Consider the following 24,703-nt stretch of genomic DNA (forward strand, 5'->3'; position numbering starts at 1 on the left):
GGTACGCGCGAGCCTTTACCGGGACTTCACACGGGACGGCTTGCTGGGATATCTCTTTCAGGGGTGTGCGTGACGGCCGTCGAATCCCGTCCAGCGGGGGTTATCGGTGCGAACCAGAGCCCGGTGCACCGGCCGTTCGGGGCCCGTGTCAAGGCGTTCGTGGCACTGACGAAGCCGAGGATCATCGAGCTGCTGCTGATCACCACCGTTCCGGTGATGTTCCTGGCGCAGGGGGGCGTTCCCGATCTCGGTCTCGTGCTGATCACCTGCCTCGCCGGTTACCTGTCCGCGGGCGGCGCGAACGCGCTGAACATGTACATCGACCGCGACATCGACGCGCTCATGGACCGCACCTCGCAGCGACCGCTGGTCACGGGGATGGTCTCGCCGCGCGAATGCCTCGCGTTCGGCATCACCCTCGCGATCGGCTCCACGCTCCTCTTCGGGCTCACCGTCAACTGGCTGTCCGCCTGGCTCGCCCTCGGGGCGCTCCTCTTCTACGTCGTCGTCTACACGATGATCCTCAAGCGGCGGACCTCCCAGAACATCATCTGGGGCGGGATCGCGGGCTGCATGCCGGTCCTCATCGGCTGGACCGCCGTCACGAACTCGCTCTCCTGGGCGCCGGTCATCCTCTTCCTCGTCATCTTCTTCTGGACGCCGCCGCACTACTGGCCGCTGTCCATGAAGGTCAAGGACGACTACGCGCGAGTCGGTGTGCCGATGCTCCCGGTCGTGGCTTCCAACAAGGTGGTTGCCCGGCAGATCGTCCTCTACAGCTGGGTGATGGTCGGGGTCTCCCTCCTCCTCACCCCCCTCGGGTACACCGGCTGGTTCTACACGGCCGTCGCGCTCGCCGCCGGTGGCTGGTGGCTGTGGGAGGCGCACGCGCTCCAGAACCGCGCCAAGGCCGAGGTCCAGGGCGCGAAGCTCAAGGAGATGCGGCTCTTCCACTGGTCGATCACCTATGTCTCCCTGCTGTTCGTCGCCGTCGCCGTGGACCCCTTCCTGCGCTGAGCCGCTTATTGCCGGTGTTTCCTACTCGCCGGTAGCATCCAGGTCATGGCAGACACGAAGACCGCAGACACGAAGACGGCGGACCGCCTGGACCGTACGGCGGCGAAGCTCGCCAAGCGCATCGGGACGTTCGCCAAGGCGCACGGCGGTGCCGAGGGGCAGGTCGCGTACATCGGCCGGCGCGGGGCGCGGATCGTGCTCGTCGGCGCGGACGGCGGATGGGGTGACGTGGTCGCCCCCTCCTACGACGTCGCCGTGGCCGCCGTCGAGAAGGCCGGGATCACCCGGCACGAGGAGTTCGACGGGGAGTTCGCCGCGAAGGTGGAGACCGGGCCGTACGAGTGGAAGCGGATGGCCGGGATCCAGATCGGGGGCTGAGGTCTTTTCCGGACGGCTCCCGCGTCAACCGCGACCTGACGCACGCCTCTTCCGTTAACCCCTGTGAGGGCACGCCACCTACAGGGAGACCGGATGATCGAGATGCCGTCCCTGGTGGATCAGTGCTGCCACGGGGTGCTCCGGACGGAGCTGGGGCTGGGGACGTTCGAGGCGCGGCTGGCGGAGGGCCCGCCCGCGGCCGGGACGACGTCGTTCGACACGCAGACCGGGTTCGCCGTGCGGCGCTGGTGTCCGCCCCTGCTGGGGCTGGAACCGCACTGCGCGCCCGCGCGTTATCTGGCCAGACGGCGTGAGCTGGGGGTGCTGGAGGCGGGGCGGCGGCTGCTCAGGGGCTCCGGGGTGACGACGTTCCTGGTCGACACGGGCCTGCCGGACGACCTCACCGGCCCCGCCGAACTCGCGGCCACGGCCGACGCCGACGCCCGGGAGATCGTCCGCCTCGAACCCCTCGCGGAGCAGGTCGCGGACACCTCGGGCACTGTCGACGCGTTCCTGGCGAACCTCGCGGAGTCCGTGCACGGCGCCGCCGCGAACGCCGTGGCCTTCGCCGCCGCGGGACACGCTGTCGCGCCTGAGCCGCCCGATGCCGGAGAGGTCCGGGGCGCGGCCGGCCGCTGGCTCGCGGGGCGCCGCGCCGGGGACGCCCTGCGCGACTCCGTCCTCCTGCGCCACCTGCTGTGGATCGCCCTCGCCTCGGGGCGCCCGCTGCAACTGCGGGTGGGCGGGGAGCTGCCGGTGGACTTCATCCGTACGACGACCGGGCTCGGGACGGATCTGGTCCTGCTCCACGCGTATCCCCGCCACCGGGAGGCGGCCCGGCTCGCCGCGGTGTACCCGCATGTGTACGTCGACTGCGGGACGGCGTTCCCGCACACCGGCGCCCGCGCGGCGGCCGTCCTCGCCGAGACCCTGGAGCAGGCGCCGTTCGGGAAGGCCCTCTACGCCAGCGGGGCCCGCGCGCTCCCGGAACTCCACCTCGTCGCCGCCCGGCTGTTCCAGGAGGCGGTGACACGGGTCTTCGGGGGGTGGGTGGCCGAGGGGGCCTGGTCGGTGGGGGACGCGCAGCGGGTCGCGGGGATGCTGGCGTCCGGGAACGCGCGCAGGGTCTACGGGCTCTAGGCCCGCGTGGCGACCGCGTCCGTCGGCTGTGCGGGCAGCTCGACCTCGTCGTACGCCCGCTCCCGCAGCGACAGCAGTACCCGCACGACCCAGATCCACATCACCGTCGACCCGAACATGTGGGCCCCCACCAGCACCTCGGGGAGGTTGGTGAAGTACTGGACATAGCCGATCGCCCCCTGCGCCAGCAGGATCACGAACAGTTCCCGGGTCCGGTTCAGGGGGCCCTTCGGGGCGTCGACGGCCTTGAGGACGAACCACAGCGCGAACGTGAGCGTCACGACGATCCAGGCGAGGACGGCGTGCAGCTTGGCGACCGTCTCCCAGTCGACCGGGATGCGGTCGACCTCGCTGGAGTCACCGGCGTGCGGCCCGGCCCCCGTGACGACCGTGCCGACCGCGATGAGCAGCACCGACGCGGCGACCAGCGACCAGACGAGCTGCTGGACGGCCTTGCCGACGAGCGGCCGGGGCGCGCCGTCCCCTTCCCGCGTCCGCTGCCACATCACCGCCGCGACGGCGATCAGCGCCGAGGAGAGCAGGAAGTGCGCGGCGACGGTGTAGGGGTTGAGCCCGACGAGGACGACGATGCCGCCGAGTACCGCGTTGCCCATGACCACCCAGAACTGGGCCCAGCCCAGGCGGGTGAGGGAGCGGCGGTACGGCTTCTCGGAGCGCGCGGCGATGATGGCCCAGCCGACGGCCGCGCACAGCACGTACGTCAGCATGCGGTTGCCGAACTCGATGGCGCCGTGCAGGCCCATCTCGCTGGTCGCGGTGAGCGAGTCGTCCGTGCACTTGGGCCAGGTCGGGCAGCCGAGGCCGGAGCCGGTGAGGCGTACCGCGCCGCCGGTGACCACGATGACCACCGACATGACGAGCGCGGCGAGGGCGGCGCGCTGGACGGTCCGGGGGGTGGGTGTCCAGCGTGCGGCGATGTAGGCGAGCGGGTTGCGCAGGGCGGCTGCGGCGTCGGCGCGGGTCACGTTTGGCACGCGAACCATCGTAGGGGGCCGCTTGTGCACGCGTTCACGAGGGGTCTGCTCCCAGAGGGGGCTCCTACCGGAGGGGGGCTACTCCCACTTGAAGAACCGGCCCGCCGCCGCCAGACCCGCGACCGCCCACACCGCCAGGATGCCGAGGTCGCCCCACGGCACCCCCGCCCCGTGCTGCAACACGTCCCGCAGCCCGTCCGAGAGCGCCGAGATCGGGAGAAGTCCCAGGACGTCCTGAGCCGCCGAGGGGTACTTGTCCATCGGGATGACGACCCCGCCCCCGACCAGCAGGAGCAGGAAGACGAGGTTCGCGGCGGCCAGCGTCGCCTCCGCCTTGAGCGTGCCGGCCATGAGGAGGCCGAGGCCCGAGAAGGCGGCCGTGCCGAGGACCAGCAGGAGCAGGACGGTCGCGGGGTCGCCGTGCGGGGACCAGCCGAGGGCGTACGCGACGGCCGTCAGCAGGAGCACCTGGAGGACTTCGGTGACCAGTACCGACGCCGTCTTCGCGGTCATCAGGGCCCAGCGCGGCAGCGGCGAGGCGGCGAGCCGCTTGAGGACGCCGTACCTGCGCTCGAAGCCCGTCGCGATGGCCTGGCCGGTGAACGCCGTCGACATCACCGCGAGGGCGAGGACGCCGGGGGCGAGGAAGTCGACGGACTTGTCCGCGCCGGTGTCGATGACGTCGACCGAGCTGAACAGGACGAGCAGGAGGGTCGGGATGACGACCGTCAGCAGGAGCTGTTCGCCGTTGCGCAGGAGCATCTTCGTCTCCAGCGCCGCCTGTGCCGCGATCATGCGGGTCAGGGGGGCGGCGCCGGGCTTCGGGGTGTAGGTGCCGGTGGCGGTCACGAGCGCAGCTCCTTGCCGGTGAGTTCCAGGAAGACGTCCTCCAGCGTGTGGCGTTCGACCGAGATGCGGTCCGGCAGCACGCCGTGCTGGGCGCACCAGGAGGTGACCGTGGCGAGGAGCTGGGGGTCGATCTTGCCGGTGACGCGGTAGGAGCCGGGGGTGAGTTCGTCGGCGGTGGAGTCGGTGGGCAGGGCCTTCAGGAGGGAGCCGACGTCCAGACCGGGACGGCCGCTGAAGCGCAGGGTGTTCTCGGCGCCGCCCTTGCACAACTGCTCCGGGGAGCCCTGGGCGATGACCTTCCCGGCGTCGATGATCGCGACGTCGTCGGCGAGCTGTTCCGCCTCGTCCATGTGGTGCGTGGTGAGGATCACGGCGACGCCGTCGTCGCGGAGGTCCCGGACGAGGTCCCAGGTCGCCCGGCGGGCCTGGGGGTCGAGGCCGGCCGTCGGCTCGTCCAGGAAGACGAGTTCCGGGCGGCCGACGACGGCCATGGCGAGCGCGAGGCGCTGCTGCTGGCCGCCGGAGAGGCGGCGGTAGCTGGTCCGGCCGCAACCGCCGAGGCCGAGCCGTTCGATCAGGGCGTCGACGTCGAGGGGGTGCGCGTGGAGTTTCGCGACGTGGCGCAGCATCTCGTCGGCGCGCGCGCCCGAGTACACGCCCCCCGCTTGCAGCATCACGCCGATGCGCGGTCGCAGGGCGGCGGCCTGCCGCACGGGGTCGAGTCCGAGGACCCGGACCTCGCCCTCGTCCGGCTTCCGGTATCCCTCGCACACCTCGACCGTCGTCGTCTTCCCGGCGCCGTTCGGGCCCAGTACGGCGGTCACGCCGTCCCCGGTCACCACGTCAAGGCCGTCCACCGCGGTCTTGGCCCCGTACCGCTTCACCAGGCCCCGGACCTGGACGACAGGCTCGCTTCGCATGAGAGACGAGTCTAGGGAGGTGGGCGGGGGTGCGGGCGAGGGGGTACGGGAAGCGCGGTGGGGGGCGCCCTCCGGGGAGGACGCCCCTCGTTCACTCAGGGTGGTGCGTGTCGGTCAGCGCTGGAGGGTGAGCAGGCCCGGCCGGTACGGCAGGTTCTGGTAGGGGGTGCCCTGCGGGGTGTTGGGGTCCAGCCCTTGGTAGAGGAACTGGAGGTTGCAGGGGTCGATGGTCATGGTCTGGTCGGGGTTGTTACGTACCAGGTCACCGTGGCTGATGCTGTTGGTCCAGGTGGCGCCGCTGTTGGCCTTGCCCGCGAAGGGGTTGGCCTCGGTGCCGGCCTGGACGGTCCACGGGCCGCTCAGGCTGGAGGCCGTGAACGAGCGGAAGTAGCGGTCCTCGTTCGCACCGCGCGCCTCGACGATCATCAGGTACTGGTTCTGGCCCTGGACCTTGTAGACCTCCGGCGCCTCGAAGAGGTTCTTCTCCGTGTCGCTCATGATCGTCGTGTACGACGAGCCGAAGCTGGCGGGGAAGTTGGCGAGCGGCATGCTCGACCGGTAGATCTTGCCGTTGTCACCGGCGAAGAACAGGTACATGGTCTGGCCGTCGGCGATCAGGGTCGGGTCGATCGCGCTGCCGTCGGGGACGCTGCCGGTGAACAGCGGCTGCGCGGCGGACCAGCTGTTGGGGTCGGTGGGGTTGCTGGACGTGCGGTACGCGAAGGTCCAGGGGGTGCCCCAGCCGTTCGAGGCCAGCACCCAGAGGTTCTTGGTCGAGAGGTAGAACAGCTTGGGCGCCACCGCGAGCTGGCTCATCTTGATCTGGCCGGCCGTCGCCATGTCCGACCAGTTCGTGAAGGGGCTGAACCCCATCGAGTGCCACGACCCGTCGGAGGCGGTCCCGTAGACCAGGTGCTTGCCGTTGTAGGTGACGGTGGTGAAGTCCTTCAGCGCGAGCCAGCCGTTCCCGGGCTGTGCGAGCGCGTTCGTGGAGCTCCACCGGTAGGTCGACGGGAGGGCGCAGGAGTTGCCCGCTCCGGACAGGCCGGTCCACTTCTGGTTGTTGCCGCCGGTGCACGACCAGAGCTGCACGGCGGTGCCGTTGGCGGTGGCGCCGCCGCTGACGTCCAGGCACAGCCCGGACTGGACGGCGGTGATCGTGCCGTCGGCGTTCACCCGCCACTGCTGGTTGGCGCCGCCGTTGCAGGCCCAGATCACCGGCCGGGTGCCGGAGGTGGCCGAGCCCGGCACGTCCAGGCACCGGTTGCCGTACACGGTGAGCTGGTTGTTGTCGGTCAGCGTCCACTGCTGGTTGGCCGCGCCGGTGCAGTCCCAGACCTGGAGGTTCGTGCCCTCGGTCTGGACGGCGCCCGGTACGTCGAGACATCGGCCGGCGGCGACCGAGCGTACGGCGCCGCTGGTGGCCGCCTGGGCGGGGGCGGCGACGAGCGTCGCCGCGAGGGCGGCCAGCGTCGCGAGAGTGGCGGCGAGCGTCGCGGACAGGTGCGTGCGGCGGAAACTGCGTCTGCGCATCAGGACCTCGTCATCCGTCTCGAATGTTCGATATATCGACCAATGGTCGAAGTGTCGGCCAATTGGATGATAGGGTTGTCATGATCAGCGTCAATACTTCTCACAGGATTCGTCGGTGGGAGCGCTCCCGGAGGGGGCCGCGCTCTACGGGCGGTGAAGCTTCAGCCAGTGCTCCGCGTAGGCGACCGCGTCACGGACGGGGAAGAGTCGGCACGGGGCCGCGCCCGCCTGTCCCCGGGTGACCGGGCGGTCGCGTTCGTAGGCGTGGCCGAGGGTGGCGAAGTCATCGCTGTCGAGGGCCACGTCGGTGAAGGCGCGCCAGCCGTCGGGGGTGGGGTGGCCTTGGGTCGCGAGGGGTGCGGGGATCCGGTATTCGGCGAGGTGGAAGGCGGTGCAGGAGTCGTAGCCGGTGCCCAGCAGGAGGACGCGGGCGTCGAGCGATTCGAGGCGGGCCAGGGGGCTGCGCTCGCCCAGTTGGCAGTCGAGGGCGTGGTCGGCGGTGAGGTGCGCCGCGTGCGGGCCGATGGCCGCGAAGGACGTGTGCGGATGGGCGCTGCGGAGGGCGCCGGGCCAGGTGCGGACGGCCTCGGGAATGGCCCCCATGCCCCGGGTGGGGGTGGTGCGGGGGTCGTAGGGCGGCATCGTCGCCCGGATCTCGTCCCACCAGGACTCCGGGACCGGCGGGCTCTGCCAGTGCGCCGGGTCGGTGAGGTCGCCGGACTGGGTCGGGACGGTCAGGGTGCCGGCGGGGCCGAGCGCGTCGAGGAGGGCCTGGACGACGGCCGGCGCGCCGCCGTTGACCCAGCCCAGGGAGCTGAGGGAGGAGTGGACGAGCAGGGTCTCGCCCTCTTTCACGCCGAGCGCGCGAAGGTCGTCCGCGAGGCTCGCGCGGGTGACGAGTGGGCCGGTGACAGGGGGTGTGGGCATGGTGGAGGAGTCTCGCGGAGCGCACGGTGCGGCGCCACCGGTTTGCTGAGCGGAAGATCGTTTCCGCAGGTCAGATTAGGTATGCCTAAGTGATGCAGGGCACCGTCGGGAGGAGGGGGAGCGGCTTGCCCGGCCCAGGGGAATTACGCAACAATGGCGTTGTGAAAAACGTCGGCGAGGCTCCGCAGGAGGAACTCGCGACCGGTGAGCGCTCCACCCGCAACCGCGTCGCGCGGTCGATCCTGGACCACGGTCCGTCCACCGTCGCCGAGCTGGCGACGCGCCTCGGCCTTACCCAGGCCGCCGTCCGCAGACACCTGGACGCGCTGACCGCCGACTCCGTCGTGGAACCCCGTGAACAGCGCGTCTACGGCGCCCGCACCCGCGGCCGGCCCGCGAAGGTGTTCGTCCTGACCGACTGCGGCCGGGACGCCTTCGACCAGTCGTACGACACCCTCGCCGCCGACGCCCTGCGCTGGATCGCCGAACGCGAGGGCGGCGAGGAGGCCGTCGCCGCGTTCGCCCGCGCCCGCGTCGCCGCTCAGGCCCCCGCCTACCGCAGGGCGATCGCCGGGGTCCCGCCCGAGAAGCGCGCGGAAGCCCTGGCCAAGGCCCTCTCGGCGGACGGGTACGCTGCTACGGCGCGCAGCGCGCCCGTGGGTGAGCAACTGTGTCAGCACCACTGCCCCGTGGCGCACGTCGCGGAACAGTTCCCCCAGCTGTGCGAGGCGGAGACGGAGTTCTTCGCGAAGCTGCTGGGCACCCACGTCCAGCGGCTGGCGACGATCGCCCACGGCGACGGCGTGTGCACGACGTTCATCCCCAGGAATTCCCACCAGGATTCCCACCAGAATTCCCACCCCGATTTTTCCCACAACGCATCAGCAAGCACGGCCGGGAGGAACCCCGCATGACCACGGAGACTGCCCACCCCGAACTTGAGGGCCTGGGCAAGTACGAATACGGCTGGGCCGACTCCGACGAGGCCGGTGCCGCTGCCAAGCGCGGGCTGAACGAGGATGTCGTCCTCGACATCTCCGGCAAGAAGTCCGAGCCCGAGTGGATGACCAAGCTCCGCCTCAAGGGCCTCAAGCTCTTCGAGAAGAAGCCCATGCCGAACTGGGGCTCCGACCTCTCCGGCATCGACTTCGACAACATCAAGTACTTCGTGCGCTCCACGGAGAAGCAGGCGGAGTCCTGGGAGGACCTGCCCGAGGACATCAAGAACACCTACGACAAGCTCGGCATCCCCGAGGCGGAGAAGCAGCGCCTCGTCGCCGGCGTCGCCGCGCAGTACGAGTCGGAGGTCGTCTACCACCAGATCCGCGAGGACCTGGAGGAACAGGGCGTCATCTTCCTCGACACCGACACCGCGCTGAAGGAGCACCCGGAGCTCTTCAAGGAGTACTTCGGGACGGTCATCCCGGCCGGCGACAACAAGTTCGCCGCGCTCAACACGGCCGTGTGGTCCGGCGGCTCCTTCATCTACGTGCCGAAGGGCGTGCACGTCGAGATCCCGCTCCAGGCCTACTTCCGGATCAACACCGAGAACATGGGCCAGTTCGAGCGGACGCTGATCATCGTCGACGAGGACGCCTACGTCCACTACGTCGAGGGCTGTACCGCGCCGATCTACAAGTCGGATTCCCTGCACAGCGCGGTCGTCGAGATCATCGTCAAGAAGGGCGCCCGCTGCCGGTACACGACCATCCAGAACTGGTCGAACAACGTCTACAACCTGGTCACCAAGCGCGCCGTCGCCTACGAGGGCGCGACCATGGAGTGGGTCGACGGCAACATCGGCTCCAAGGTGACGATGAAGTACCCGGCCGTCTACCTCATGGGCGAGCACGCCAAGGGCGAGACCCTGTCCATCGCCTTCGCGGGCGAGGGCCAGCACCAGGACGCGGGCGCCAAGATGGTGCACATGGCGCCGAACACGTCGTCCAACATCGTCTCCAAGTCGGTGGCGCGCGGCGGCGGCCGGACCTCCTACCGCGGTCTCATCGAGATCGGCGAGGGCGCGCCGGGCTCGAAGTCCAACGTCCTGTGCGACGCGCTCCTCGTCGACACCATCTCCCGCTCGGACACGTACCCGTACGTCGACGTCCGCGAGGACGACGTGTCCATGGGCCACGAGGCGACCGTCTCCAAGGTCTCCGAGGACCAGCTCTTCTACCTGATGAGCCGGGGCCTGAGCGAGGACGAGGCGATGGCGATGATCGTGCGCGGCTTCGTCGAGCCGATCGCGAAGGAGCTGCCCATGGAGTACGCGCTGGAGCTGAACCGGCTGATCGAGCTGCAGATGGAGGGCGCGGTCGGCTGACCCTGCCGACCCCGGCGGGGCCCGCGCCCCGCCGCCGCTCCACCAGCCCTGAAGTCATACAAGCGTAAGAAAGTGAGCACTACGACAGCCATGGCTGAGGCTCAGAACTCCCCGGTGGGCTCCACCACCGCCGGCGCCATCGCGGTGGCCGCCGAGTCCACCGTCGCCACGCGCATGAGCGCCCCGCCCTCCTTCGACGTGGCGGACTTCCCCGTGCCCCACGGGCGCGAGGAGGAGTGGCGGTTCACCCCGCTGGAGCGCCTGCGCGGCCTGCACGACGGCACCGCGGTCGCCACCGGCGAGGGCGTCAAGGTGGCTGTCGAGGCCCCCGAGGGCGTCACCGTCGAGCTGGTCGGCCGTGACGACCCCCGGCTCGGCAAGGCCGGCACGCCCGTCGACCGCGTCGCCGCCCAGGCGTACTCCGCGTTCGAGCGGGCCGGCGTGATCACCGTCCCCAAGGAGACGGTCCTCACCGAGCCGATCCGGGTCACCGTGCACGGCGAGGGCGGCACCAGCTTCGGCCACCAGGTCATCGAGCTGGGCGCGTTCGCCGAGGCCGTCGTCGTCATCGACCACACCGGTGACGCGGTGCTCGGCGTGAACGTCGAGTACGTCCTCGGCGACGGCGCCAAGCTCACCGTCGTCTCCGTCCAGGACTGGGACGACAAGGCCGTCCACGTCGCCCAGCACAACGCGCTGATCGGGCGCGACGCGAGCTTCAAGTCCGTCGTCGTCACCTTCGGCGGCGACGTCGTGCGGCTGCACCCGCGCGTCTCCTACGCCGCGACCGGCGGGCAGGCCGAGCTGTTCGGGCTGTACTTCACCGACGCCGGCCAGCACCAGGAGCACCGCCTCCTGGTCGACCACAACACCCCGCACTGCACCTCGAACGTCGTCTACAAGGGCGCGCTCCAGGGCGAGGGCGCGCACGCCGTCTGGATCGGCGACGTCCTCATCGAGGCCAAGGCCGAGGGCACCGACACCTACGAGATGAACCGCAACCTCGTCCTCACGGACGGCGCGCGGGTCGACTCCGTGCCGAACCTGGAGATCGAGACCGGCGAGATCGTCGGCGCCGGGCACGCCTCCGCGACCGGCCGCTTCGACGACGAGCAGCTGTTCTACCTGATGGCGCGCGGCATCCCGGCCGACGAGGCCCGCCGCCTCGTCGTCCGCGGCTTCTTCGCCGAGCTGGTCCAGCAGATCGGTGTCCCGGACATCGAGGAGCGCCTGCTCGCGAAGATCGACGCGGAGCTGGAGGCGTCCGTCTGATGACGTTCCAACGCGCCTGTGGGCTGAGCGAGCTGACGGAGGACACCCCCCTGCGGGTGGAACTCGACGGCACGCCGGTCTCGGTCGTGCGGACCGAGGGGGAGGTGTTCGCGATCCACGACATCTGCTCGCACGCGAACGTCTCGCTCTCCGAGGGCGAGGTGGAGGACTGCCAGATCGAGTGCTGGCTCCACGGCTCCGCCTTCGACCTGCGCACCGGCAAGCCGTCCGGCCTCCCCGCGACGCGCCCCGTCCCCGTATACCCCGTAAAGATCGAAGGGGACGACGTGCTCGTCTCCCTCACCCAGGAGTCCTGAGGCATCCATGGCAACGCTTGAAATCCGAGACCTGCACGTCACCGTCGAGGCCGACAACGCCACGAAGGAGATCCTCAAGGGCGTCGACCTGACCGTGAAGCAGGGCGAGACGCACGCCATCATGGGCCCCAACGGCTCCGGCAAGTCCACCCTCGCGTACTCCCTCGCCGGTCACCCCAAGTACACGATCACCGGCGGCACCGTCCTGCTCGACGGCGAGGACGTCCTGGAGATGTCCGTCGACGAACGCGCCCGCGCGGGCCTGTTCCTCGCGATGCAGTACCCGGTCGAGGTCCCGGGGGTGTCTGTGTCGAACTTCCTGCGGACGTCCGCCACCGCGATCCGCGGCGAGGCCCCCAAGCTGCGCACCTGGGTCAAGGAGGTCAAGGAGGCCATGGAGCGGCTGTCCATGGACCCCTCCTTCGCCGAGCGCAACGTCAACGAGGGCTTCTCCGGCGGTGAGAAGAAGCGCCACGAGATCCTTCAGCTCGAACTGCTCAAGCCGAAGGTCGCGATCCTCGACGAGACGGACTCCGGCCTCGACGTCGACGCGCTGCGCATCGTCTCCGAGGGCGTCAACCGCGTCCGCGAGACCGGCGAGGTCGGCACCCTGCTGATCACGCACTACACGCGCATCCTGCGCTACATCAAGCCCGACCACGTCCACGTCTTCTCCGGCGGTCGCATCGTCGAGTCCGGCGGCGCCGAGCTCGCCGACAAGCTGGAGAACGAGGGCTACGAGGCGTACACGAAGGGCGGCCCCGTGAGCGGAGCGAACTCAAAGGGGGAAGTCGAGTGACACAGTTGCCGGGCCTCCTCGACACAGAGGCGATCCGCAAGGACTTCCCGATCCTGGACCGGCTGGTCCACGAGGACCGGAAGCTCGTGTATCTGGACAACGCGGCGACCTCGCAGAAGCCGCGCCAGGTGCTGGACGCCCTGAGCGAGTACTACGAGCGCTACAACGCCAACGTCCATCGCGGTGTGCACGTGCTCGCCGAGGAGGCCACGGCGCTGTACGAGGGCGCGCGTGACAAGGTGGCGGAGTTCATCAACGCCCCCTCGCGGGACGAGGTGATCTTCACCAAGAACGCCTCGGAGTCGCTGAACCTCGTCGCGAACATGCTGGGCTGGGCCGACGAGCCCTACCGGGTGGACGCCGAGACCGAGATCGTCATCACGGAGATGGAGCACCACTCCAACATCGTGCCGTGGCAGCTGCTGTCGCAGCGGACGGGCGCGAAGCTGAAGTGGTTCGGGCTGACGGACGACGGTCGGCTCGATCTGTCGAACATTGATCAGATCATCACGGAGAAGACGAAGATCGTCTCCTTCGTGCTGGTCTCGAACATCCTCGGCACGCTCAACCCCGTCGAGGCGATCGTGCGCCGGGCGCAGGAGGTCGGCGCGCTGGTCTGCGTCGACGCCTCGCAGGCCGCGCCGCACATGCCGCTGGACGTGCAGGCGCTCCAGGCCGACTTCGTCGCCTTCACCGGGCACAAGATGTGCGGTCCGACCGGCATCGGCGTGCTCTGGGGCCGGCAGGAACTCCTGGAGGACCTGCCGCCGTTCCTCGGTGGCGGCGAGATGATCGAGACCGTGTCGATGCACTCGTCGACGTACGCGCCGGCGCCGCACAAGTTCGAGGCGGGGACGCCGCCGATCGCGCAGGCGGTGGGGCTGGGCGCGGCGATCGACTATCTCGACTCGATCGGCATGGACAAGATCCTGGCGCACGAGCACGCACTGACGGAGTACGCGGTCCAGCGGCTCTCGGCGGTGCCTGATCTGCGGATCATCGGTCCGGAGACGGCCGAGGACCGGGGTGCCGCGATCTCCTTCACGCTCGGCGACATCCACCCGCACGACGTGGGCCAGGTGTTGGACGAGCAGGGCATCGCCGTCCGGGTCGGCCACCACTGCGCCCGGCCTGTCTGCCTGCGGTACGGAATTCCTGCGACCACGCGAGCGTCGTTCTATCTGTACTCCACGCCGGCCGAGATCGACGCACTGGTCGACGGCCTGGAGCACGTACGGAACTTCTTCGGCTGAGAGGCTGTCGTGAAGCTGGATTCCATGTACCAGGAAGTCATCCTGGACCACTACAAGAACCCGCACGGGCGTGGTCTGAGGGACGGCGACGCCGAGGTGCACCACGTGAACCCGACGTGCGGCGACGAGATCACGCTCCGTGTGAAGTACGACGGCACGACGATCGAGGACGTCTCGTACGAGGGCCAGGGCTGCTCGATCAGCCAGGCCAGCGCCTCCGTCCTCAACGAACTGCTGGTCGGCAAGGACCTGGCCGACGCGCAGAAGATCCAGGAGACCTTCCTGGAGCTGATGCAGTCCAAGGGCCGGATCGAGCCGGACGACGCGATGGAGGAGGTGCTGGAGGACGCGGTCGCGTTCGCCGGCGTCTCCAAGTACCCGGCGCGCGTCAAGTGCGCCCTGCTGAGCTGGATGGCGTGGAAGGACGCGACGGCGCAGGCCCTCGCGGAAAGGGAGTCGGCATGACCGAGACGGTGGAGATGAAGCCGGCGTCCGAGGACGAGGTCCGTGAGGCGCTGTACGACGTCGTCGACCCCGAGTTGGGTATCGACGTCGTCAACCTGGGGCTGATCTACGGCATTCACATCGACGACGCGAACATCGCGACGATCGACATGACCCTGACGTCGGCGGCCTGTCCGCTGACGGACGTCATCGAGGACCAGGCCAAGTCCGCCACGGACGGTCTCGTCAACGAGTTGCGCATCAACTGGGTCTGGATGCCGCCGTGGGGTCCGGACAAGATCACGGACGACGGGCGGGATCAGCTGCGGGCGTTGGGGTTCAACGTCTGAGGACGCTGTGGCATGAGAAAGGGCGAGGTCTTCGCGGACCTCGCCCTTTTCTTTTGGGGCCTTTTGGGGCCTTTCAGCTCAGGGGCGTCGTCACGTGGAAGTAGAAGTCGTCGCGGTTGGTGGTGTTGTAGCCCCAGGGGTCCAGGCGGAGCTGGAAGTTGCGGTGGCGCAGGGCGTGGTTGGGGTAGTTGACCGAGGTGAGGAGGACGGCGTCGGACCCGCCGTAGCCGGCGCAGAAGGTGGCGTCCTGGCGGAACAGGGAGGAGCCGTCGTTGCGTTCGGCGCGCAGGACGAAGTTGCGGTGGCGGAGGTAGGTGCCGTCGTGTGTCTTGAAGGAGTAGCAGGAGTTCTTCGCGAGGCCGGGGACGACCGTGAAGGTGGAGTCCTCGCGGGACTCCGAGCCGCGCGGGGCGTCGAGCTTCACGAGGCCGTCGCTGACGTGCCAGTAGCGGTCGGGGTAGTTGACCGCGCTGATCGAGCGGTCGTAGGGGTTGGTGGCGGGCCGCGCCGGGGGCTTGGCCGGGGGCGGTGCGGCCGGGGTGGGGGTGGTGGCCCCGGTGTCCTTGCCGCCGGTGCCGCCGGTCGTGTCCTTGCCGTCGTCGCCTCGCGGGCTCGGTGAGGCCGAGGGGTGGGTGGACGGGGTGGGGGAGCCCGAGGGGGCGGGGTCTCGCCGCTCGCCCTTGCCGCCGGCCGGGGACGCGTGGTCCGTCGGGGTCGGGGTGGCGAACGAGATCAGGCCGGGGCCGGCCTCCTTGGCGGACCGGGTGTCGGCCTGCTTCGCCTCGGCGGCGGCGTCCTTCTCCTGGTCCATGACCGTGATCGCCGTGACACAGGCCGTCACCGTGGCCAGGACGAGGGCGCCGGCCAGCCACAGACGCCGGGTGCCGGGGGCCCGCGAGGTGTCCGGGGCCCAGCCGTTCTCCCACGAACTCTGCTGAGCGGGCCGGGACTTCTTGAATGGCATGCGCTGATCCTCCAGCGGCGCCCATGACGGGGCCGCGAATGCGGGGGCCCGGTGTGTGAATGGTGAAACAGTAGTGGCTCAGGTGACCGGGGAGTACTGGTTTGGGTGATCGCGTTCGATAACGCTTTCTCAACTCCCGTTCACATCGCGGGTCGTGAGGGGTGTATGCGTGTGTATGTGTACGGGCGTACATATCGATGTGTACGCTCGTACGCATGGGATACCTTCTGCTCGCCGGCGCGATCCTCGCCGAGGTGATCGCCACCACCGCCATGAAGTACAGCGACGGATTCAGCAAGTTGTGGCCCTCACTGCTGACCGGGCTCGGCTATGTCGCGTCGTTCGCGCTGCTCGCGCAGACCCTGCGGAGCGTGCCGATCGGGACGGCGTACGCGATCTGGGCGGGGGTGGGGACGGCGACGATCGCGGCGATCGGGCTCATGCTGTTCGGGGAGGGGCTGGGGGTCGCCAAGGTCGTCGGGATTCTGTTGATCGTGGCGGGAGTCGTCGTGCTGAACCTGGGCGGGGCGCACTGATGGGGCGGCGGTACGACCCCGAGCGGCGGCAGCGGATCATCGACGCGGCGATGCGGGTCGTGCGCGAGAAGGGGCTCGACGGGCTCAGTCACCGCAGCGTCGCGGCCGAGGCGGATGTGCCGCTCGGGTCCACGACGTACCACTTCGTGACGCTGGACGAGCTGATGGTGGCGGCGCTGCGGCAGGCCAACGATCGGTTCGGCGACCTGCTCGCGGCGGAGGTGGAGTCGTGGGAGCCGGGGGGTGATGTCGCCGGGAGCCTCGCGCGGTTGCTCGGGGAGTGGCTTCAAGGGGACTCGGGGCGGGTGGAGTTGGAGTACGAGCTGTACTTCGCGGCTGTGCGCAGGCCCGCGTTGAAGGTGGTGGCCGCTGAATGGGCCGAGCGCGCGCGGGAGTTGCTGGCTTCGCGGATGGACGGGGTGACGGCTCGGGGAGTGGTGGCGTTGATCGACGGGATCTGTCTTCAGGTGCTGCTGACGGGGGAGGGGTATGACGAGGGGGCGGCTCGGGAGGTGTTCGGGAGGGTGATACGGGGGTGAGGGGGCGGGGCGGTAAGGGGTGAGGGCGGGGAGCGTTTCGTACCGCGGTCGGGTTGTTCGTACGCTGAGACACCCGGCGGCCGGTTCGCTTCCGCGGGCATTCGCCGGTTAGGTTTCCCCTTATGAGCGACACGACTGCACCTGGTACCAGCGGCGCGGTGGCCGCCGGTCTTGCCACCATCGCCGCCGACGGCACCGTTCTCGACACGTGGTTCCCCGCGCCCGAGCTCGTCGCCGAGCCGGGGCCCTCGGGGAGTGAGCGGCTGTCGGCCGAGAAAGCGGTCGAGCTGCTGGGCGAGGGTGCGGCGAAGGCGATCGGGCCGGACGCGCGCCGGGGTGTCGAGGTGGTCGCGGTCCGTACGGTCGTCTCCTCGCTCGCGGAGAAGCCGGTCGACGCGCACGACGCGTATCTGCGGCTGCACCTGCTCTCGCACCGGCTGGTCAAGCCGCACGGGCTGAGCCTCGACGGGATCTTCGGGTTCCTCGCGAACGTCGCCTGGACGTCGCTCGGGCCGGTCGCCGTGGACGACGTCGAGAAGGTGCGGCTGAACGCGCGCGCCGAGGGGCTGCACCTCCAGGTGACGTCCGTCGACAAGTTCCCCCGCATGACCGACTACGTCGCCCCCAAGGGAGTCCGGATCGCCGACGCGGACCGGGTGCGGCTCGGCGCGTACCTCTCCGAGGGCACGACCGTCATGCACGAGGGCTTCGTGAACTTCAACGCCGGGACGCTCGGGACGTCCATGGTCGAGGGGCGTATCTCGGCGGGCGTCGTCGTCGGGGACGGCTCCGACATCGGGGGCGGCGCCTCCACGATGGGCACGCTCTCCGGGGGCGGCAGCGTCCGGATCACCATCGGCGAGCGGTGCCTCGTCGGGGCCGAGGCGGGCGTCGGTATCGCCCTCGGTGACGAGTGTGTCGTCGAGGCGGGGCTGTATGTCACTGCCGGGACTCGGGTGACGATGCCCGACGGGCAGATCGTCAAGGCGCGTGAGCTGTCCGGCGCCTCCAACATCCTCTACCGCCGCAACTCCGTGACCGGAACCGTCGAGGCCCGGCCCAACAACGCGGTGTGGGGTGGGTTGAACGAGGTTCTGCACAGCCACAACTGAGCTTGCGACAACGCCCTCTTCGGTCCCGGGTGGGACTGGGGAGGGCGTTGTCGTGTGTGCGGGCCGGGTGGTGGGTCCTCACGTACTCCGTGTCCGCCGGGGACTGTTCGTCGTCCACCCAGGCGAAGGGGCGGCCCGCTGCGTAGGTGAGCAAGTGGGGGGTCTTCCAGTGGAGTTCGTCGGGGCGCAGGGCCAGGAGGTCGGGGCCGAAGTCGACGTCGAGGAAGAGGAGGGGCGGGGTGGCATTTGCTTACCGTAGAGGGGGTTCGGTGGTTCGGGTCGTCAACTCGTCGTAGGCCGTGCGCAGGGTCTTGCGGATGTGTTCGGGGGCGTTCAGGAGGGGGCGGCGGACTGGGCCTGCGGGGAGGGTGAGGGAGGTGAGGAGGGCTTTGGCTGTGACGGTGGCGGGGAGGCCGGAGGCGGTCATCAGCTCGGTGAGGGGGATCAGGTGGTGTTGGGTGCGGGTTGCCGCCGAGGTGTTGCCCGCGTTGAAGTGGTCGAGGACTGCGCGGACTTGGCGGGGGGCGGCGTTGGCGACTGTGCTGACGTAGCCGGTGGCGCCGATGGCGCGGAGGGCGAGGTTGTGTTCGTCGCAGCCCGCGTAGTAGGCCAAGTCGGTGCGGGAGATGAGCTTTTGGGCGGCCAGGAAGTCGTAGGAGCAGTCCTTCACCGCGATGATTCGGGGGTGGTCGGCGAGGGAGAGGAGGGTGGTGGGTTCTAGGCGGGTGGCGGTGCGGGCGGGGATGTCGTAGAGCATGACGGGGAGTTCGGAGGCGTCGGCGATCTCGCGGAGGTGGGATTCGACGGCGTCCTGGGGTGGGCGGCTGTAGGAGGGTGGGGCCAGGAGGATGCCGGTGGCGCCCGAGTCGGCGGCCTGGGCGGTGAGTTGGAGGGTGTGGTGGGTGTCTGATGTGCCGACGCCGGTGAGGAGGGGGACTGTTGGGCCCACGGCCTGGCGAACTGCCTTGAGCAGGGCTGACTTTTCCGCGTCCGTTGTTGTGGGGGATTCGCCTGTCGTGCCGGAGAGGACCAGGCCGTCGCAGCCCTCGGTGATGAGGTGGGCGGCGAGGCGCTGGGCGCCGTCGAGGTCCAGGGCGCCGGTTTCGGTGAAGGGGGTGATCATCGCGCAGAGGGCGCGGCCGAAGGTGGGTGTCATGGGGGTAGTGTCGGCGCGGTGGCGGTGAAGCTCTACTTAAATCCGCTGCCGGGTATTGGGTAGCAGTGCTTCATTGTCGGGGTGAGGCCCTGTGGGCAAAGCCGCGCGTGTCCGTCACCATGGCGGGGGAGACCGTCGTTGGACTGGGGAGGCGTCATGAGGCTCGGCAGGGCAGTCGCGACCGGGTTCGCGGAGGAACGGCCGGAGGCGGCCGAGGAGTTGACCGTGGAAGGGGGGCTCGAACTCCCGGAGAACACCGAGGAGCCGGCCGTCGAAGAGGTGCCGGTCGCCCGATGAGGCTGCGGCTGCCGGAGGAACGTCCGGACCAGCCGCCGACCGGACACAAGATCGCCCGCCCGGTGCTGTCGTTCGACGGCACCCGGGCCGGCTTCACCGGCGTCTCGCTGGGCGGCGCGCTGCCGTACGGGGTGGTCGCGGAGGCGTCCTGCGTGTACGGGCGGCGCCACCGCGCCCCGCACCGGCGATGCGACTGCGGCTTCCACTGCGTCCATGAACGGGCCACCGCCGAGGGCCTGTTGTGCACCGCCGAGAACCGTGACGCGGTCCTCCTGGACGTCACCGTCCTGGGCGCCTATCTCCGCTTCGAGCTGGGTTTCCGGTACGCCCGCCAGCGCGTCCGCGTGATGACCGTCGGCCCGTGCGCCTGCGGTGCGCCGGCCGCGGCTCTCGCCGACGCCGGCTGGGGGCGCCCCGGCTGGCTCGGCCTCGCCGCGTCCTGCGCGGGCTGCGTCCGCTCCCGTACCGCCGTCTCCCTCGCCTCCTTCGCCCGGCTGGCCGGCGAGGGGCTGCGCGTCGTCGCGCGCGACGGTGATCCGGCGGCGAGGTTCGGCGTGCCCGAACTCACCGCCGAGGCCGCGCTGTTGCAGGCGCGGCTGGACTGGTTCCAGAGCCAGTTGGCGCGGTTGGGGGAGGACGGGGAGAAGGCGTGACCACGGCACGTCCCTCGGGTGGCACCCCTTGCCCACTCACCGACAACTTTTCTCCCCTGGACAAATAATATTTTCGGTGGGACGCTGGTCGCATGCTGGACGTCACCGTGATCGAGAACCCCGAGGCGGCAGCCGCGACCCTGGACCCGATAAGGGCGCGCCTGCTGGCCGAGCTGGCGGCCGGACCCGCGTCGGCGGCGATGCTGGCCGGGCAGGTCGGACTGCCCCGGCAGAAGGTGAACTATCACCTGAAGGCGCTGGAGAAGCACGGGCTGGTCGAGCTGGCCGGGGAGCGGCGCAAGGGGAACGTGACCGAGCGGCTGATGCGGGCCACCGCCGCGTCGTACGTCATCTCCCCGCTGGCCCTCGCCGAGGTCCAGCCCGACCCCGACCGCTTCCGCGACCAGCTCTCCGCGCGCTGGCTGCTCGCGCTCGGCGCGCGGCTCGTCCGGGACGTCGGCTCGCTGATCACCGGCGCGGCGAAGGCCCGCAAGGGGCTCGCTACATACGCGCTCGACGGGGAGGTGCGGTTTGCCTCCGCCGCTGAACGGGCCGCGTTCGTGCAGGAGTTGACGGCCGGGGTGAGCGCGCTGATCCGGAAGTACGACGCGCCGGGGGCGGAGGGCGGGCGCGATCATCGGATCGTCCTCGGGCTGCATCCGACGCTCAAGGAGCCGGCCCCGCCGCAGGAGACCTCTCAAGAGACGTTGCCCGGCAACGAGTTGAACCACTAGTCAGGCAGTCAGGAGTCACGTCATGTCCGAGGGCAGGGAATTCGAGATCGTCCGCGAGTTCGAGGTGGACGCCACGCCGGAGCAGGTGTGGGAGACGGTGACGGGGAACCCCGGCGCGTATCTGTGGCCGATGGAGGCGCCGGAACCGCGCCTCGGGGGCAGCGGTCCTTTCGGGTCGACCGTCACCGCGTGGGACCCGCCGCACCGGTACACCAACCTCAGCGACGACGTCGGCATGTCCGTCCAGTCCCGCAACCAGCTCGACTACGAGATCGAGCCCCGCGACGACGGGCGGCGGGCGTGGGTGCGGTACGTGCACAGCGGGATCTTCGTCGACGACTGGGAGAACCAGTACGACGGGGCCGGGCGGCACACGGACTTCTATCTCCACACGCTGCGCGAGTACTTGACGCACTTCGCGCCGCGCCCGGTCGCCTTCTCGTCGGCCGAAGGCGCCGCCGCCTCCGCGACACCGGACGCGATCGCCCTCGTGGCACGGGAGTTGGGGGTCGGGGAGAGCGCCGGGGAGCGGGTGCGGGTGCACGGGCCCGGTGAGTTCGACGCCGTACTCGACTACCGGACACCGGAGTTCATCGGGCTGCGCACCGAGCACGCACTCGTCCGGATCTTCGGACGGGGGCGGTGGGGCGCGCCGGTCGGGATCAGCGTCCACGACTTCGCACCGGCCGCGGACCCGAAGGGGACGGAGACGGCGTGGCAGGGGTGGCTGGACGGGGTGTTCGGGGCGTAGGGGTCAGCGGGGACGCCAGCCGGCCGCGGCCAGGTCGACAAGGCGGCGGACTTCCGTGGTCGCCTGGTCCGCGCCCAGTTCCTCCAGAGCTGCGGCGAACGCCAGCATGACAGTCGGCAGACCCTGTTTCATGGCGAAGTTGACCAGGGCGAGCACTCTGTTGCGCAGGGTGCCCGAGTCCGTGCTGGGGGCCAGCTGAATGGGTTCGCTGTGGAGCCGTACAGAGTCCAGCCAGACGTCGTAGGTGTCACGGGTGGAGGAGATGGGCGAGCGGACCAGGGCATCGACGAGTGCGGCTTTCTCGCCTGCGCCGAAAGCGGGTGACGGTGCGACAGGGGGAGCGGGAGCCGCTGTCGCCGGGTCCGCCTCGGCCGCCTCCCTCGCGCCCTCCTCCCTCCTTCCCTCCTCCTCCGGCGCCCGCAACCCGAACGCCGGTGGGTAGGACGCTGCCAAGTCCGCGTCCATCTCCGGGAGTTCGCCGCCCGCTGACTGGATCATGTGGTCCGTCAGGCCGATCACGAACTTTTCGTAGGTCTGGGCGTCGCCTCGCATCAGGTCGACGAGGCAGGTCTCGGTGTACGCGGCGCCGAGGGTGGCCATGCGGAGCTGCAACTCGGCGACGTCGTCGGGGAGTTCGCGGGTGAGGCGGGTCCAGAAGAGGGGGAGGATCGATACCGGCTCGGCGGGGAGGGCTTGGCGGGTGCGCTCCTTCATGACCGCCCATTCCCGCGCGCACCAGGGGCTGGAGAGGTAGTCGTCGGTGAGCAGGACGACGAGGAACCGGGCCCGCCCGAGCGCCGAGCCGATCGTGCGGCGCCAGCCCTGCCCGAGGCGGATCGAGCCGACGTTGAGGAACCCCTCGTGCGTGGCCGTGCGCCCGCGCTTGATCTCGACCTCCCGCTGGAGCCGGGCGTGGAACGCCTCGACCAGCGGGTTGTCGGCCGGACGCTCCGCGTAGCTGGTGAAGAAGAACGGCGGTCGATCGGTCATCGGTCCTCTTCCGGGAAGTGGTCAGCGCTGGTTGCCGCGGTTCGCCTTCCACGCGGCGACCGCCTTGTCGACGATACGCCGCACGACGCGCGTCGCCTCGTGGTCGTCCTGCTCCTCCAGGGCGTCGACGAGGGCGCAGAGCACGGTGCAATGGGGCTGCACCACGGCGAAGTTGACGATCGCGATGGTCCGGTTGCGCAGGGAGCCCGTGTCGCTCATGGGGGTCAGCTGGAGCGGGTTGATGGCCAGCCGGATGGACTCCACCCAGAGGTCGAACGTGTCGCGGGTGCGGTTCACCGGCGAGCGCAACAGCGCCTCGAACAGGGTGCGTTTGTCGGTCGTGCTGAGCAGGCTGCCGGTCGGCGGGACCGGGATGCCGTGCGGAGGAGTGTCCAACCCGGCTCCTATGGGCTTGAGTTGGTCCAGGAAGGCGTCGTAGCCGACCTGGTAGACGGTCTCGGCGGCGTTGAGCAGGGCGCCGGGGTGGCCGTTCGTGAGGTGGGCGAGGTGTTCGGCCTGCTCGGGGGTGAGGTCGTTCTCCATCAGCAGGGCCATGGCGACCGCCTCGCTGAGACCGCCGAGGGAGAGGTGGTTCTCGCCCCAGGTCTCCCCCTTGGCGCGGGAGGTGACGAGACGGTGGCTCGTCCCGGGCACGAAGTGGTCGTAGATGCGGTCGGGGTCGGAGACGTTGTCGTACACGAACAGCCACCTGCTGTCCGGTCTGGTCTCCGGGCGCGCGCCGTCGGTCTGCGCCGCGCAGCGCGCCAGCAGCTCGCGGTACTGCGCGTCGATGAGCGCGGACAGCCGCTCGCCGTCCGGCTCGCCGGAGCACTCGAACCACCAGGCCACGTCGTAACGCCGGGTGTAGCGGCGGCAGTAGGCGATCGCCATCTGCGTCTTGCCGAAACCCTGGCCCGGCTCGTCGTCGTGCAGCAGGACGTGGCCGTAGCGCGAGAACAGCCGCATCAGGTCGGCGATCTGCTCGTCGCGGCCCTGGAACGGCAGGCCCTGGTCGGGGATGTTGGATATCGGCGGCGGTGCCGTGGCCGAGCGGGGAGAGTGCGGCAGCGGCACGGGAAGGGTCACCGGCCCTCTCCGCCGTGCTGTCCGGGCAAGGTCGGCCCCGTCTCGTTGACGATGTCGCGCAGCAACCGGGCCTGCCCCTCGTCCGAACCGCTCAGCTGGACGACCGGAACACCCCGGCGCACCAGCAACGGCCGTGGCTCGGCGTCGATCTGAACGGGGATCAGATCCGCCGCGCCGTCACCGACGAACACCTCCTCCCACTGGTGGAGATCGGGTGTCCCGGCGTTGAAGTAGCTGCGGGAGAACACCACGACGACCCGTGAACCCACCGCTCGCGCCCGTGCGACCGCCGTCGACAGCGGCTCCAGCTCCGTCTTCCAGCGCACCTGCCGGACGTCGGCCTCGGCACCGGTACCGGCACCGTCCTCCAGGACCTCCTGGATCCAGTCGGCCCACGGCTGGTCCGCGCCGACGTAACTGATGGCGACCGAGCGGGCCTCGGGCTCGGGCGGCCGGTGGCCGGTGTCGGAGTAGCGCAGGTAGCCGTTGTTCTCGCGGCTGCCCGGCGGGCCCGCGTGGACGACGGTGCGGCCGGGCACCGGGGTGGGCTCGCGGACGTGCGACTTCGTGCCGAACGCCGGGCTCAGCAGCCGGGGCCGGAGACCTTCGAGGGGTTCGAGGCCGATGCCGCGCGCCTTCGCGATGCGCCGGGCCAGCAGGCCGAGGAGGGCGGCGTACAGGTCGTGGGCCTCGGAGAGGTGGGACTGCATCAGGCCCAGCAGCCCGTGCTCCTCGTACAGCCGGGCGGCCCCGGGGTCGGCGTCGGGCAGCTCCGCGAGGAACGGCCACGGGGCGGGGACGCCGCGTGGCCGTTCGTGGCTCTTCACCGGCCGCCACACCAGGGGGACGAGGCAGTCGGAGACGTCCTGGTCCGTCAGGAACTCCTGGCTGCGCATGCGGTGTTGGAACACCGCCCACTCCAGGCCGCAGTCCCGGTCGCGGAAGTACTCCCGGGAGTACAGCGCGACCATCACGTCGATGCGCGTGACCTCGCTCTCCAGGACCGGTCCCGAGCCCTTCTGCGGGCCGAGCACCCCGGCCACCCACAGGCCCTCTTGGGCCTTGAGCCGGTACTCCAGGTCCGCGTGGAAGCGGCTGAGCGACGGCCAGCCGTCGTTACGCGTGCAGCTGGTGTAGAAGTAGTTGAAGGATCGATCCACGCGCCCCTCGCAGACTGCACGGGCTTCGCAACGTCTGGCTCCAGTCGGTCCGGGTCCCCTCGTTCACCGAGGATAGGCTTCCTTGACCGCGCTGGGTACAGTGGAGGAGTGCCTGGCGGGCGCACGCGTCAGGCGTACGGGCACACGTCAGGCGTACGGGGATATTCGCCGACGTCTCACGAGTCCCGGACTTTAGCAGGGTCCG

At 70.1% G+C, this 24,703-nt stretch carries 28 protein-coding genes; 18 read left to right on the top strand and 10 right to left on the bottom strand.

Annotation, left to right across the window (positions count from 1 at the left end):
- Window positions 1-63 precede the first annotated feature (63 nt).
- The 3 genes from IAG44_RS30620 (at window position 64) to IAG44_RS30630 (ending at window position 2,535) form a co-directional block, all read left to right on the top strand.
- Window positions 64-1,017: a heme o synthase gene (locus tag IAG44_RS30620; RefSeq protein WP_187750311.1), complete on the top strand. Its 954-nt coding sequence runs from the start codon at window positions 64-66 to the stop codon at window positions 1,015-1,017.
- A gap of 45 nt (window positions 1,018-1,062) precedes the next feature.
- Complete coding sequence (locus tag IAG44_RS30625; RefSeq protein ID WP_187750312.1) at window positions 1,063-1,395, top strand: hypothetical protein; 333 nt, start codon at window positions 1,063-1,065, stop codon at window positions 1,393-1,395.
- A gap of 93 nt (window positions 1,396-1,488) precedes the next feature.
- Entirely contained in the window at window positions 1,489-2,535 is a 1,047-nt protein-coding gene (locus IAG44_RS30630) for an amidohydrolase (protein WP_187750313.1), read from the top strand.
- Here IAG44_RS30630 and IAG44_RS30635 read toward each other — a convergent pair.
- The 5 genes from IAG44_RS30635 to IAG44_RS30655 all read right to left on the bottom strand — a co-directional run bounded on the left by IAG44_RS30635 (window position 2,532) and on the right by IAG44_RS30655 (window position 7,759).
- Entirely contained in the window at window positions 2,532-3,539 is a 1,008-nt protein-coding gene (locus IAG44_RS30635; protein ID WP_187750314.1) for a COX15/CtaA family protein, read from the bottom strand. The two genes, IAG44_RS30630 and IAG44_RS30635, sit on opposite strands and share 4 nt — an antisense overlap.
- Before the next feature lie 69 nt (window positions 3,540-3,608).
- Window positions 3,609-4,325, bottom strand: a complete 717-nt coding sequence (locus IAG44_RS30640) for an ABC transporter permease (protein WP_187752918.1) — start codon at window positions 4,323-4,325, stop codon at window positions 3,609-3,611.
- A 50-nt stretch (window positions 4,326-4,375) separates the two neighbouring features.
- Window positions 4,376-5,299: an ABC transporter ATP-binding protein gene (locus tag IAG44_RS30645; RefSeq protein WP_187750315.1), complete on the bottom strand. Its 924-nt coding sequence runs from the start codon at window positions 5,297-5,299 to the stop codon at window positions 4,376-4,378.
- A gap of 114 nt (window positions 5,300-5,413) precedes the next feature.
- Window positions 5,414-6,832: a non-reducing end alpha-L-arabinofuranosidase family hydrolase gene (locus tag IAG44_RS30650; protein WP_187750316.1), complete on the bottom strand. Its 1,419-nt coding sequence runs from the start codon at window positions 6,830-6,832 to the stop codon at window positions 5,414-5,416.
- A 144-nt stretch (window positions 6,833-6,976) separates the two neighbouring features.
- Window positions 6,977-7,759, bottom strand: a complete 783-nt coding sequence (locus IAG44_RS30655; protein ID WP_187750317.1) for an AAC(3) family N-acetyltransferase — start codon at window positions 7,757-7,759, stop codon at window positions 6,977-6,979.
- Between the two features lie 161 nt (window positions 7,760-7,920).
- On the opposite strand from IAG44_RS30655, the gene IAG44_RS30660 reads away from it, so the two are divergent.
- The 8 genes from IAG44_RS30660 to IAG44_RS30695 all read left to right on the top strand — a co-directional run bounded on the left by IAG44_RS30660 (window position 7,921) and on the right by IAG44_RS30695 (window position 14,520).
- Window positions 7,921-8,673, top strand: a complete 753-nt coding sequence (locus IAG44_RS30660; RefSeq protein ID WP_187750318.1) for a helix-turn-helix transcriptional regulator — start codon at window positions 7,921-7,923, stop codon at window positions 8,671-8,673.
- The gene (gene sufB / locus IAG44_RS30665; RefSeq protein WP_187750319.1) at window positions 8,670-10,085 is read left to right on the top strand and encodes a Fe-S cluster assembly protein SufB; all 1,416 of its coding nucleotides are present in this window, start codon (window positions 8,670-8,672) and stop codon (window positions 10,083-10,085) included. Before IAG44_RS30660 ends, sufB begins: the two co-directional genes overlap by 4 nt.
- 90 nt (window positions 10,086-10,175) lie before the next feature.
- Window positions 10,176-11,357 carry a Fe-S cluster assembly protein SufD gene (gene sufD, locus IAG44_RS30670; protein WP_187750320.1) on the top strand — a complete coding sequence of 394 codons (1,182 nt, stop codon included), beginning with the start codon at window positions 10,176-10,178 and terminating at the stop codon, window positions 11,355-11,357.
- On the top strand, window positions 11,357-11,674 hold the full coding sequence (locus IAG44_RS30675; protein WP_187750321.1) for a non-heme iron oxygenase ferredoxin subunit: 318 nt from the start codon (window positions 11,357-11,359) through the stop codon (window positions 11,672-11,674). The genes sufD and IAG44_RS30675 overlap by 1 nt, the downstream gene beginning before the upstream one ends.
- 7 nt (window positions 11,675-11,681) lie before the next feature.
- Window positions 11,682-12,473, top strand: a complete 792-nt coding sequence (gene sufC, locus IAG44_RS30680) for a Fe-S cluster assembly ATPase SufC (protein ID WP_187750322.1) — start codon at window positions 11,682-11,684, stop codon at window positions 12,471-12,473.
- A complete protein-coding gene (locus tag IAG44_RS30685) occupies window positions 12,470-13,726 on the top strand; it encodes a cysteine desulfurase (protein WP_187750323.1) in 1,257 nt (418 codons plus the stop codon). Before sufC ends, IAG44_RS30685 begins: the two co-directional genes overlap by 4 nt.
- Window positions 13,727-13,735: 9 nt before the next feature.
- Entirely contained in the window at window positions 13,736-14,191 is a 456-nt protein-coding gene (gene sufU / locus IAG44_RS30690; RefSeq protein WP_187750324.1) for a Fe-S cluster assembly sulfur transfer protein SufU, read from the top strand.
- Complete coding sequence (locus tag IAG44_RS30695) at window positions 14,188-14,520, top strand: metal-sulfur cluster assembly factor (RefSeq protein ID WP_187750325.1); 333 nt, start codon at window positions 14,188-14,190, stop codon at window positions 14,518-14,520. The genes sufU and IAG44_RS30695 overlap by 4 nt, the downstream gene beginning before the upstream one ends.
- A 73-nt stretch (window positions 14,521-14,593) precedes the next feature.
- Here IAG44_RS30695 and IAG44_RS30700 read toward each other — a convergent pair whose 3' ends face one another.
- Complete coding sequence (locus IAG44_RS30700) at window positions 14,594-15,484, bottom strand: AbfB domain-containing protein (RefSeq protein WP_187750326.1); 891 nt, start codon at window positions 15,482-15,484, stop codon at window positions 14,594-14,596.
- 215 nt (window positions 15,485-15,699) lie between these two features.
- On the opposite strand from IAG44_RS30700, the gene IAG44_RS30705 reads away from it, so the two are divergent.
- The 3 genes from IAG44_RS30705 (at window position 15,700) to dapD (ending at window position 17,671) form a co-directional block, all read left to right on the top strand.
- Window positions 15,700-16,020, top strand: a complete 321-nt coding sequence (locus IAG44_RS30705; protein WP_187750327.1) for a DMT family transporter — start codon at window positions 15,700-15,702, stop codon at window positions 16,018-16,020.
- Window positions 16,020-16,559, top strand: a complete 540-nt coding sequence (locus tag IAG44_RS30710; RefSeq protein ID WP_187750328.1) for a TetR/AcrR family transcriptional regulator — start codon at window positions 16,020-16,022, stop codon at window positions 16,557-16,559. Before IAG44_RS30705 ends, IAG44_RS30710 begins: the two co-directional genes overlap by 1 nt.
- Window positions 16,560-16,681: 122 nt before the next feature.
- Complete coding sequence (gene dapD, locus IAG44_RS30715) at window positions 16,682-17,671, top strand: 2,3,4,5-tetrahydropyridine-2,6-dicarboxylate N-succinyltransferase (protein WP_187750329.1); 990 nt, start codon at window positions 16,682-16,684, stop codon at window positions 17,669-17,671.
- A gap of 250 nt (window positions 17,672-17,921) precedes the next feature.
- Here dapD and dapA read toward each other — a convergent pair whose 3' ends face one another.
- Complete coding sequence (dapA, locus tag IAG44_RS30720) at window positions 17,922-18,827, bottom strand: 4-hydroxy-tetrahydrodipicolinate synthase (protein WP_187750330.1); 906 nt, start codon at window positions 18,825-18,827, stop codon at window positions 17,922-17,924.
- Window positions 18,828-18,983: 156 nt separating this feature from the next.
- Between dapA and IAG44_RS30725 the strand changes: the two genes are divergently transcribed.
- The 4 genes from IAG44_RS30725 (at window position 18,984) to IAG44_RS30740 (ending at window position 21,262) form a co-directional block, all read left to right on the top strand.
- The gene (locus tag IAG44_RS30725; protein ID WP_187750331.1) at window positions 18,984-19,124 is read left to right on the top strand and encodes a hypothetical protein; all 141 of its coding nucleotides are present in this window, start codon (window positions 18,984-18,986) and stop codon (window positions 19,122-19,124) included.
- Window positions 19,121-19,777, top strand: coding sequence for a hypothetical protein (locus IAG44_RS30730; RefSeq protein ID WP_187750332.1), 657 nt, complete (start codon window positions 19,121-19,123; stop codon window positions 19,775-19,777). Before IAG44_RS30725 ends, IAG44_RS30730 begins: the two co-directional genes overlap by 4 nt.
- 92 nt (window positions 19,778-19,869) lie before the next feature.
- Window positions 19,870-20,511 (top strand): ArsR/SmtB family transcription factor, encoded by a 642-nt coding sequence (locus tag IAG44_RS30735; protein WP_187750333.1) that lies wholly within the window; start codon window positions 19,870-19,872, stop codon window positions 20,509-20,511.
- Between the two features lie 22 nt (window positions 20,512-20,533).
- Window positions 20,534-21,262, top strand: a complete 729-nt coding sequence (locus IAG44_RS30740) for an SRPBCC family protein (RefSeq protein ID WP_187750334.1) — start codon at window positions 20,534-20,536, stop codon at window positions 21,260-21,262.
- Window positions 21,263-21,265: 3 nt separating this feature from the next.
- On the opposite strand, the gene IAG44_RS30745 is transcribed toward IAG44_RS30740, so the two are convergent.
- From IAG44_RS30745 to IAG44_RS30755, 3 genes are read right to left on the bottom strand one after another with little or no spacing between them, the layout of a single operon-like run.
- Window positions 21,266-22,252, bottom strand: a complete 987-nt coding sequence (locus IAG44_RS30745) for a toll/interleukin-1 receptor domain-containing protein (protein ID WP_187750335.1) — start codon at window positions 22,250-22,252, stop codon at window positions 21,266-21,268.
- 21 nt (window positions 22,253-22,273) lie between these two features.
- The gene (locus tag IAG44_RS30750) at window positions 22,274-23,338 is read right to left on the bottom strand and encodes a hypothetical protein (protein ID WP_187750336.1); all 1,065 of its coding nucleotides are present in this window, start codon (window positions 23,336-23,338) and stop codon (window positions 22,274-22,276) included.
- Window positions 23,335-24,498, bottom strand: coding sequence for a toll/interleukin-1 receptor domain-containing protein (locus tag IAG44_RS30755; protein WP_187750337.1), 1,164 nt, complete (start codon window positions 24,496-24,498; stop codon window positions 23,335-23,337). The genes IAG44_RS30750 and IAG44_RS30755 overlap by 4 nt, the downstream gene beginning before the upstream one ends.
- Between the last annotated feature and the right edge of the window lie 205 nt (window positions 24,499-24,703).

This window comes from Streptomyces roseirectus, from assembly GCF_014489635.1.
Classification (GTDB): domain Bacteria; phylum Actinomycetota; class Actinomycetes; order Streptomycetales; family Streptomycetaceae; genus Streptomyces; species Streptomyces roseirectus.

Excerpts from the sequence above, each read along its gene's own strand:
- IAG44_RS30625 (WP_187750312.1), top strand. The coding sequence starts at position 1,063 with ATGGCAGACACGAAGACCGCAGACACGAAGACGGCGGACCGCCTGGAC.
- IAG44_RS30630 (WP_187750313.1), top strand. The coding sequence starts at position 1,489 with ATGATCGAGATGCCGTCCCTGGTGGATCAGTGCTGCCACGGGGTGCTC.
- IAG44_RS30635 (WP_187750314.1), bottom strand. The coding sequence starts at position 3,539 with ATGGTTCGCGTGCCAAACGTGACCCGCGCCGACGCCGCAGCCGCCCTG.
- IAG44_RS30640 (WP_187752918.1), bottom strand. The coding sequence starts at position 4,325 with ATGATCGCGGCACAGGCGGCGCTGGAGACGAAGATGCTCCTGCGCAAC.
- IAG44_RS30645 (WP_187750315.1), bottom strand. The coding sequence starts at position 5,299 with ATGCGAAGCGAGCCTGTCGTCCAGGTCCGGGGCCTGGTGAAGCGGTAC.
- IAG44_RS30650 (WP_187750316.1), bottom strand. The coding sequence starts at position 6,832 with ATGCGCAGACGCAGTTTCCGCCGCACGCACCTGTCCGCGACGCTCGCC.
- IAG44_RS30655 (WP_187750317.1), bottom strand. The coding sequence starts at position 7,759 with ATGCCCACACCCCCTGTCACCGGCCCACTCGTCACCCGCGCGAGCCTC.
- sufB (WP_187750319.1), top strand. The coding sequence starts at position 8,670 with ATGACCACGGAGACTGCCCACCCCGAACTTGAGGGCCTGGGCAAGTAC.
- sufD (WP_187750320.1), top strand. The coding sequence starts at position 10,176 with ATGGCTGAGGCTCAGAACTCCCCGGTGGGCTCCACCACCGCCGGCGCC.
- IAG44_RS30675 (WP_187750321.1), top strand. The coding sequence starts at position 11,357 with ATGACGTTCCAACGCGCCTGTGGGCTGAGCGAGCTGACGGAGGACACC.
- sufC (WP_187750322.1), top strand. The coding sequence starts at position 11,682 with ATGGCAACGCTTGAAATCCGAGACCTGCACGTCACCGTCGAGGCCGAC.
- IAG44_RS30695 (WP_187750325.1), top strand. The coding sequence starts at position 14,188 with ATGACCGAGACGGTGGAGATGAAGCCGGCGTCCGAGGACGAGGTCCGT.
- IAG44_RS30700 (WP_187750326.1), bottom strand. The coding sequence starts at position 15,484 with ATGCCATTCAAGAAGTCCCGGCCCGCTCAGCAGAGTTCGTGGGAGAAC.
- IAG44_RS30705 (WP_187750327.1), top strand. The coding sequence starts at position 15,700 with ATGGGATACCTTCTGCTCGCCGGCGCGATCCTCGCCGAGGTGATCGCC.
- IAG44_RS30710 (WP_187750328.1), top strand. The coding sequence starts at position 16,020 with ATGGGGCGGCGGTACGACCCCGAGCGGCGGCAGCGGATCATCGACGCG.
- dapD (WP_187750329.1), top strand. The coding sequence starts at position 16,682 with ATGAGCGACACGACTGCACCTGGTACCAGCGGCGCGGTGGCCGCCGGT.
- dapA (WP_187750330.1), bottom strand. The coding sequence starts at position 18,827 with ATGACACCCACCTTCGGCCGCGCCCTCTGCGCGATGATCACCCCCTTC.
- IAG44_RS30725 (WP_187750331.1), top strand. The coding sequence starts at position 18,984 with ATGAGGCTCGGCAGGGCAGTCGCGACCGGGTTCGCGGAGGAACGGCCG.
- IAG44_RS30730 (WP_187750332.1), top strand. The coding sequence starts at position 19,121 with ATGAGGCTGCGGCTGCCGGAGGAACGTCCGGACCAGCCGCCGACCGGA.
- IAG44_RS30735 (WP_187750333.1), top strand. The coding sequence starts at position 19,870 with ATGCTGGACGTCACCGTGATCGAGAACCCCGAGGCGGCAGCCGCGACC.
- IAG44_RS30740 (WP_187750334.1), top strand. The coding sequence starts at position 20,534 with ATGTCCGAGGGCAGGGAATTCGAGATCGTCCGCGAGTTCGAGGTGGAC.
- IAG44_RS30745 (WP_187750335.1), bottom strand. The coding sequence starts at position 22,252 with ATGACCGATCGACCGCCGTTCTTCTTCACCAGCTACGCGGAGCGTCCG.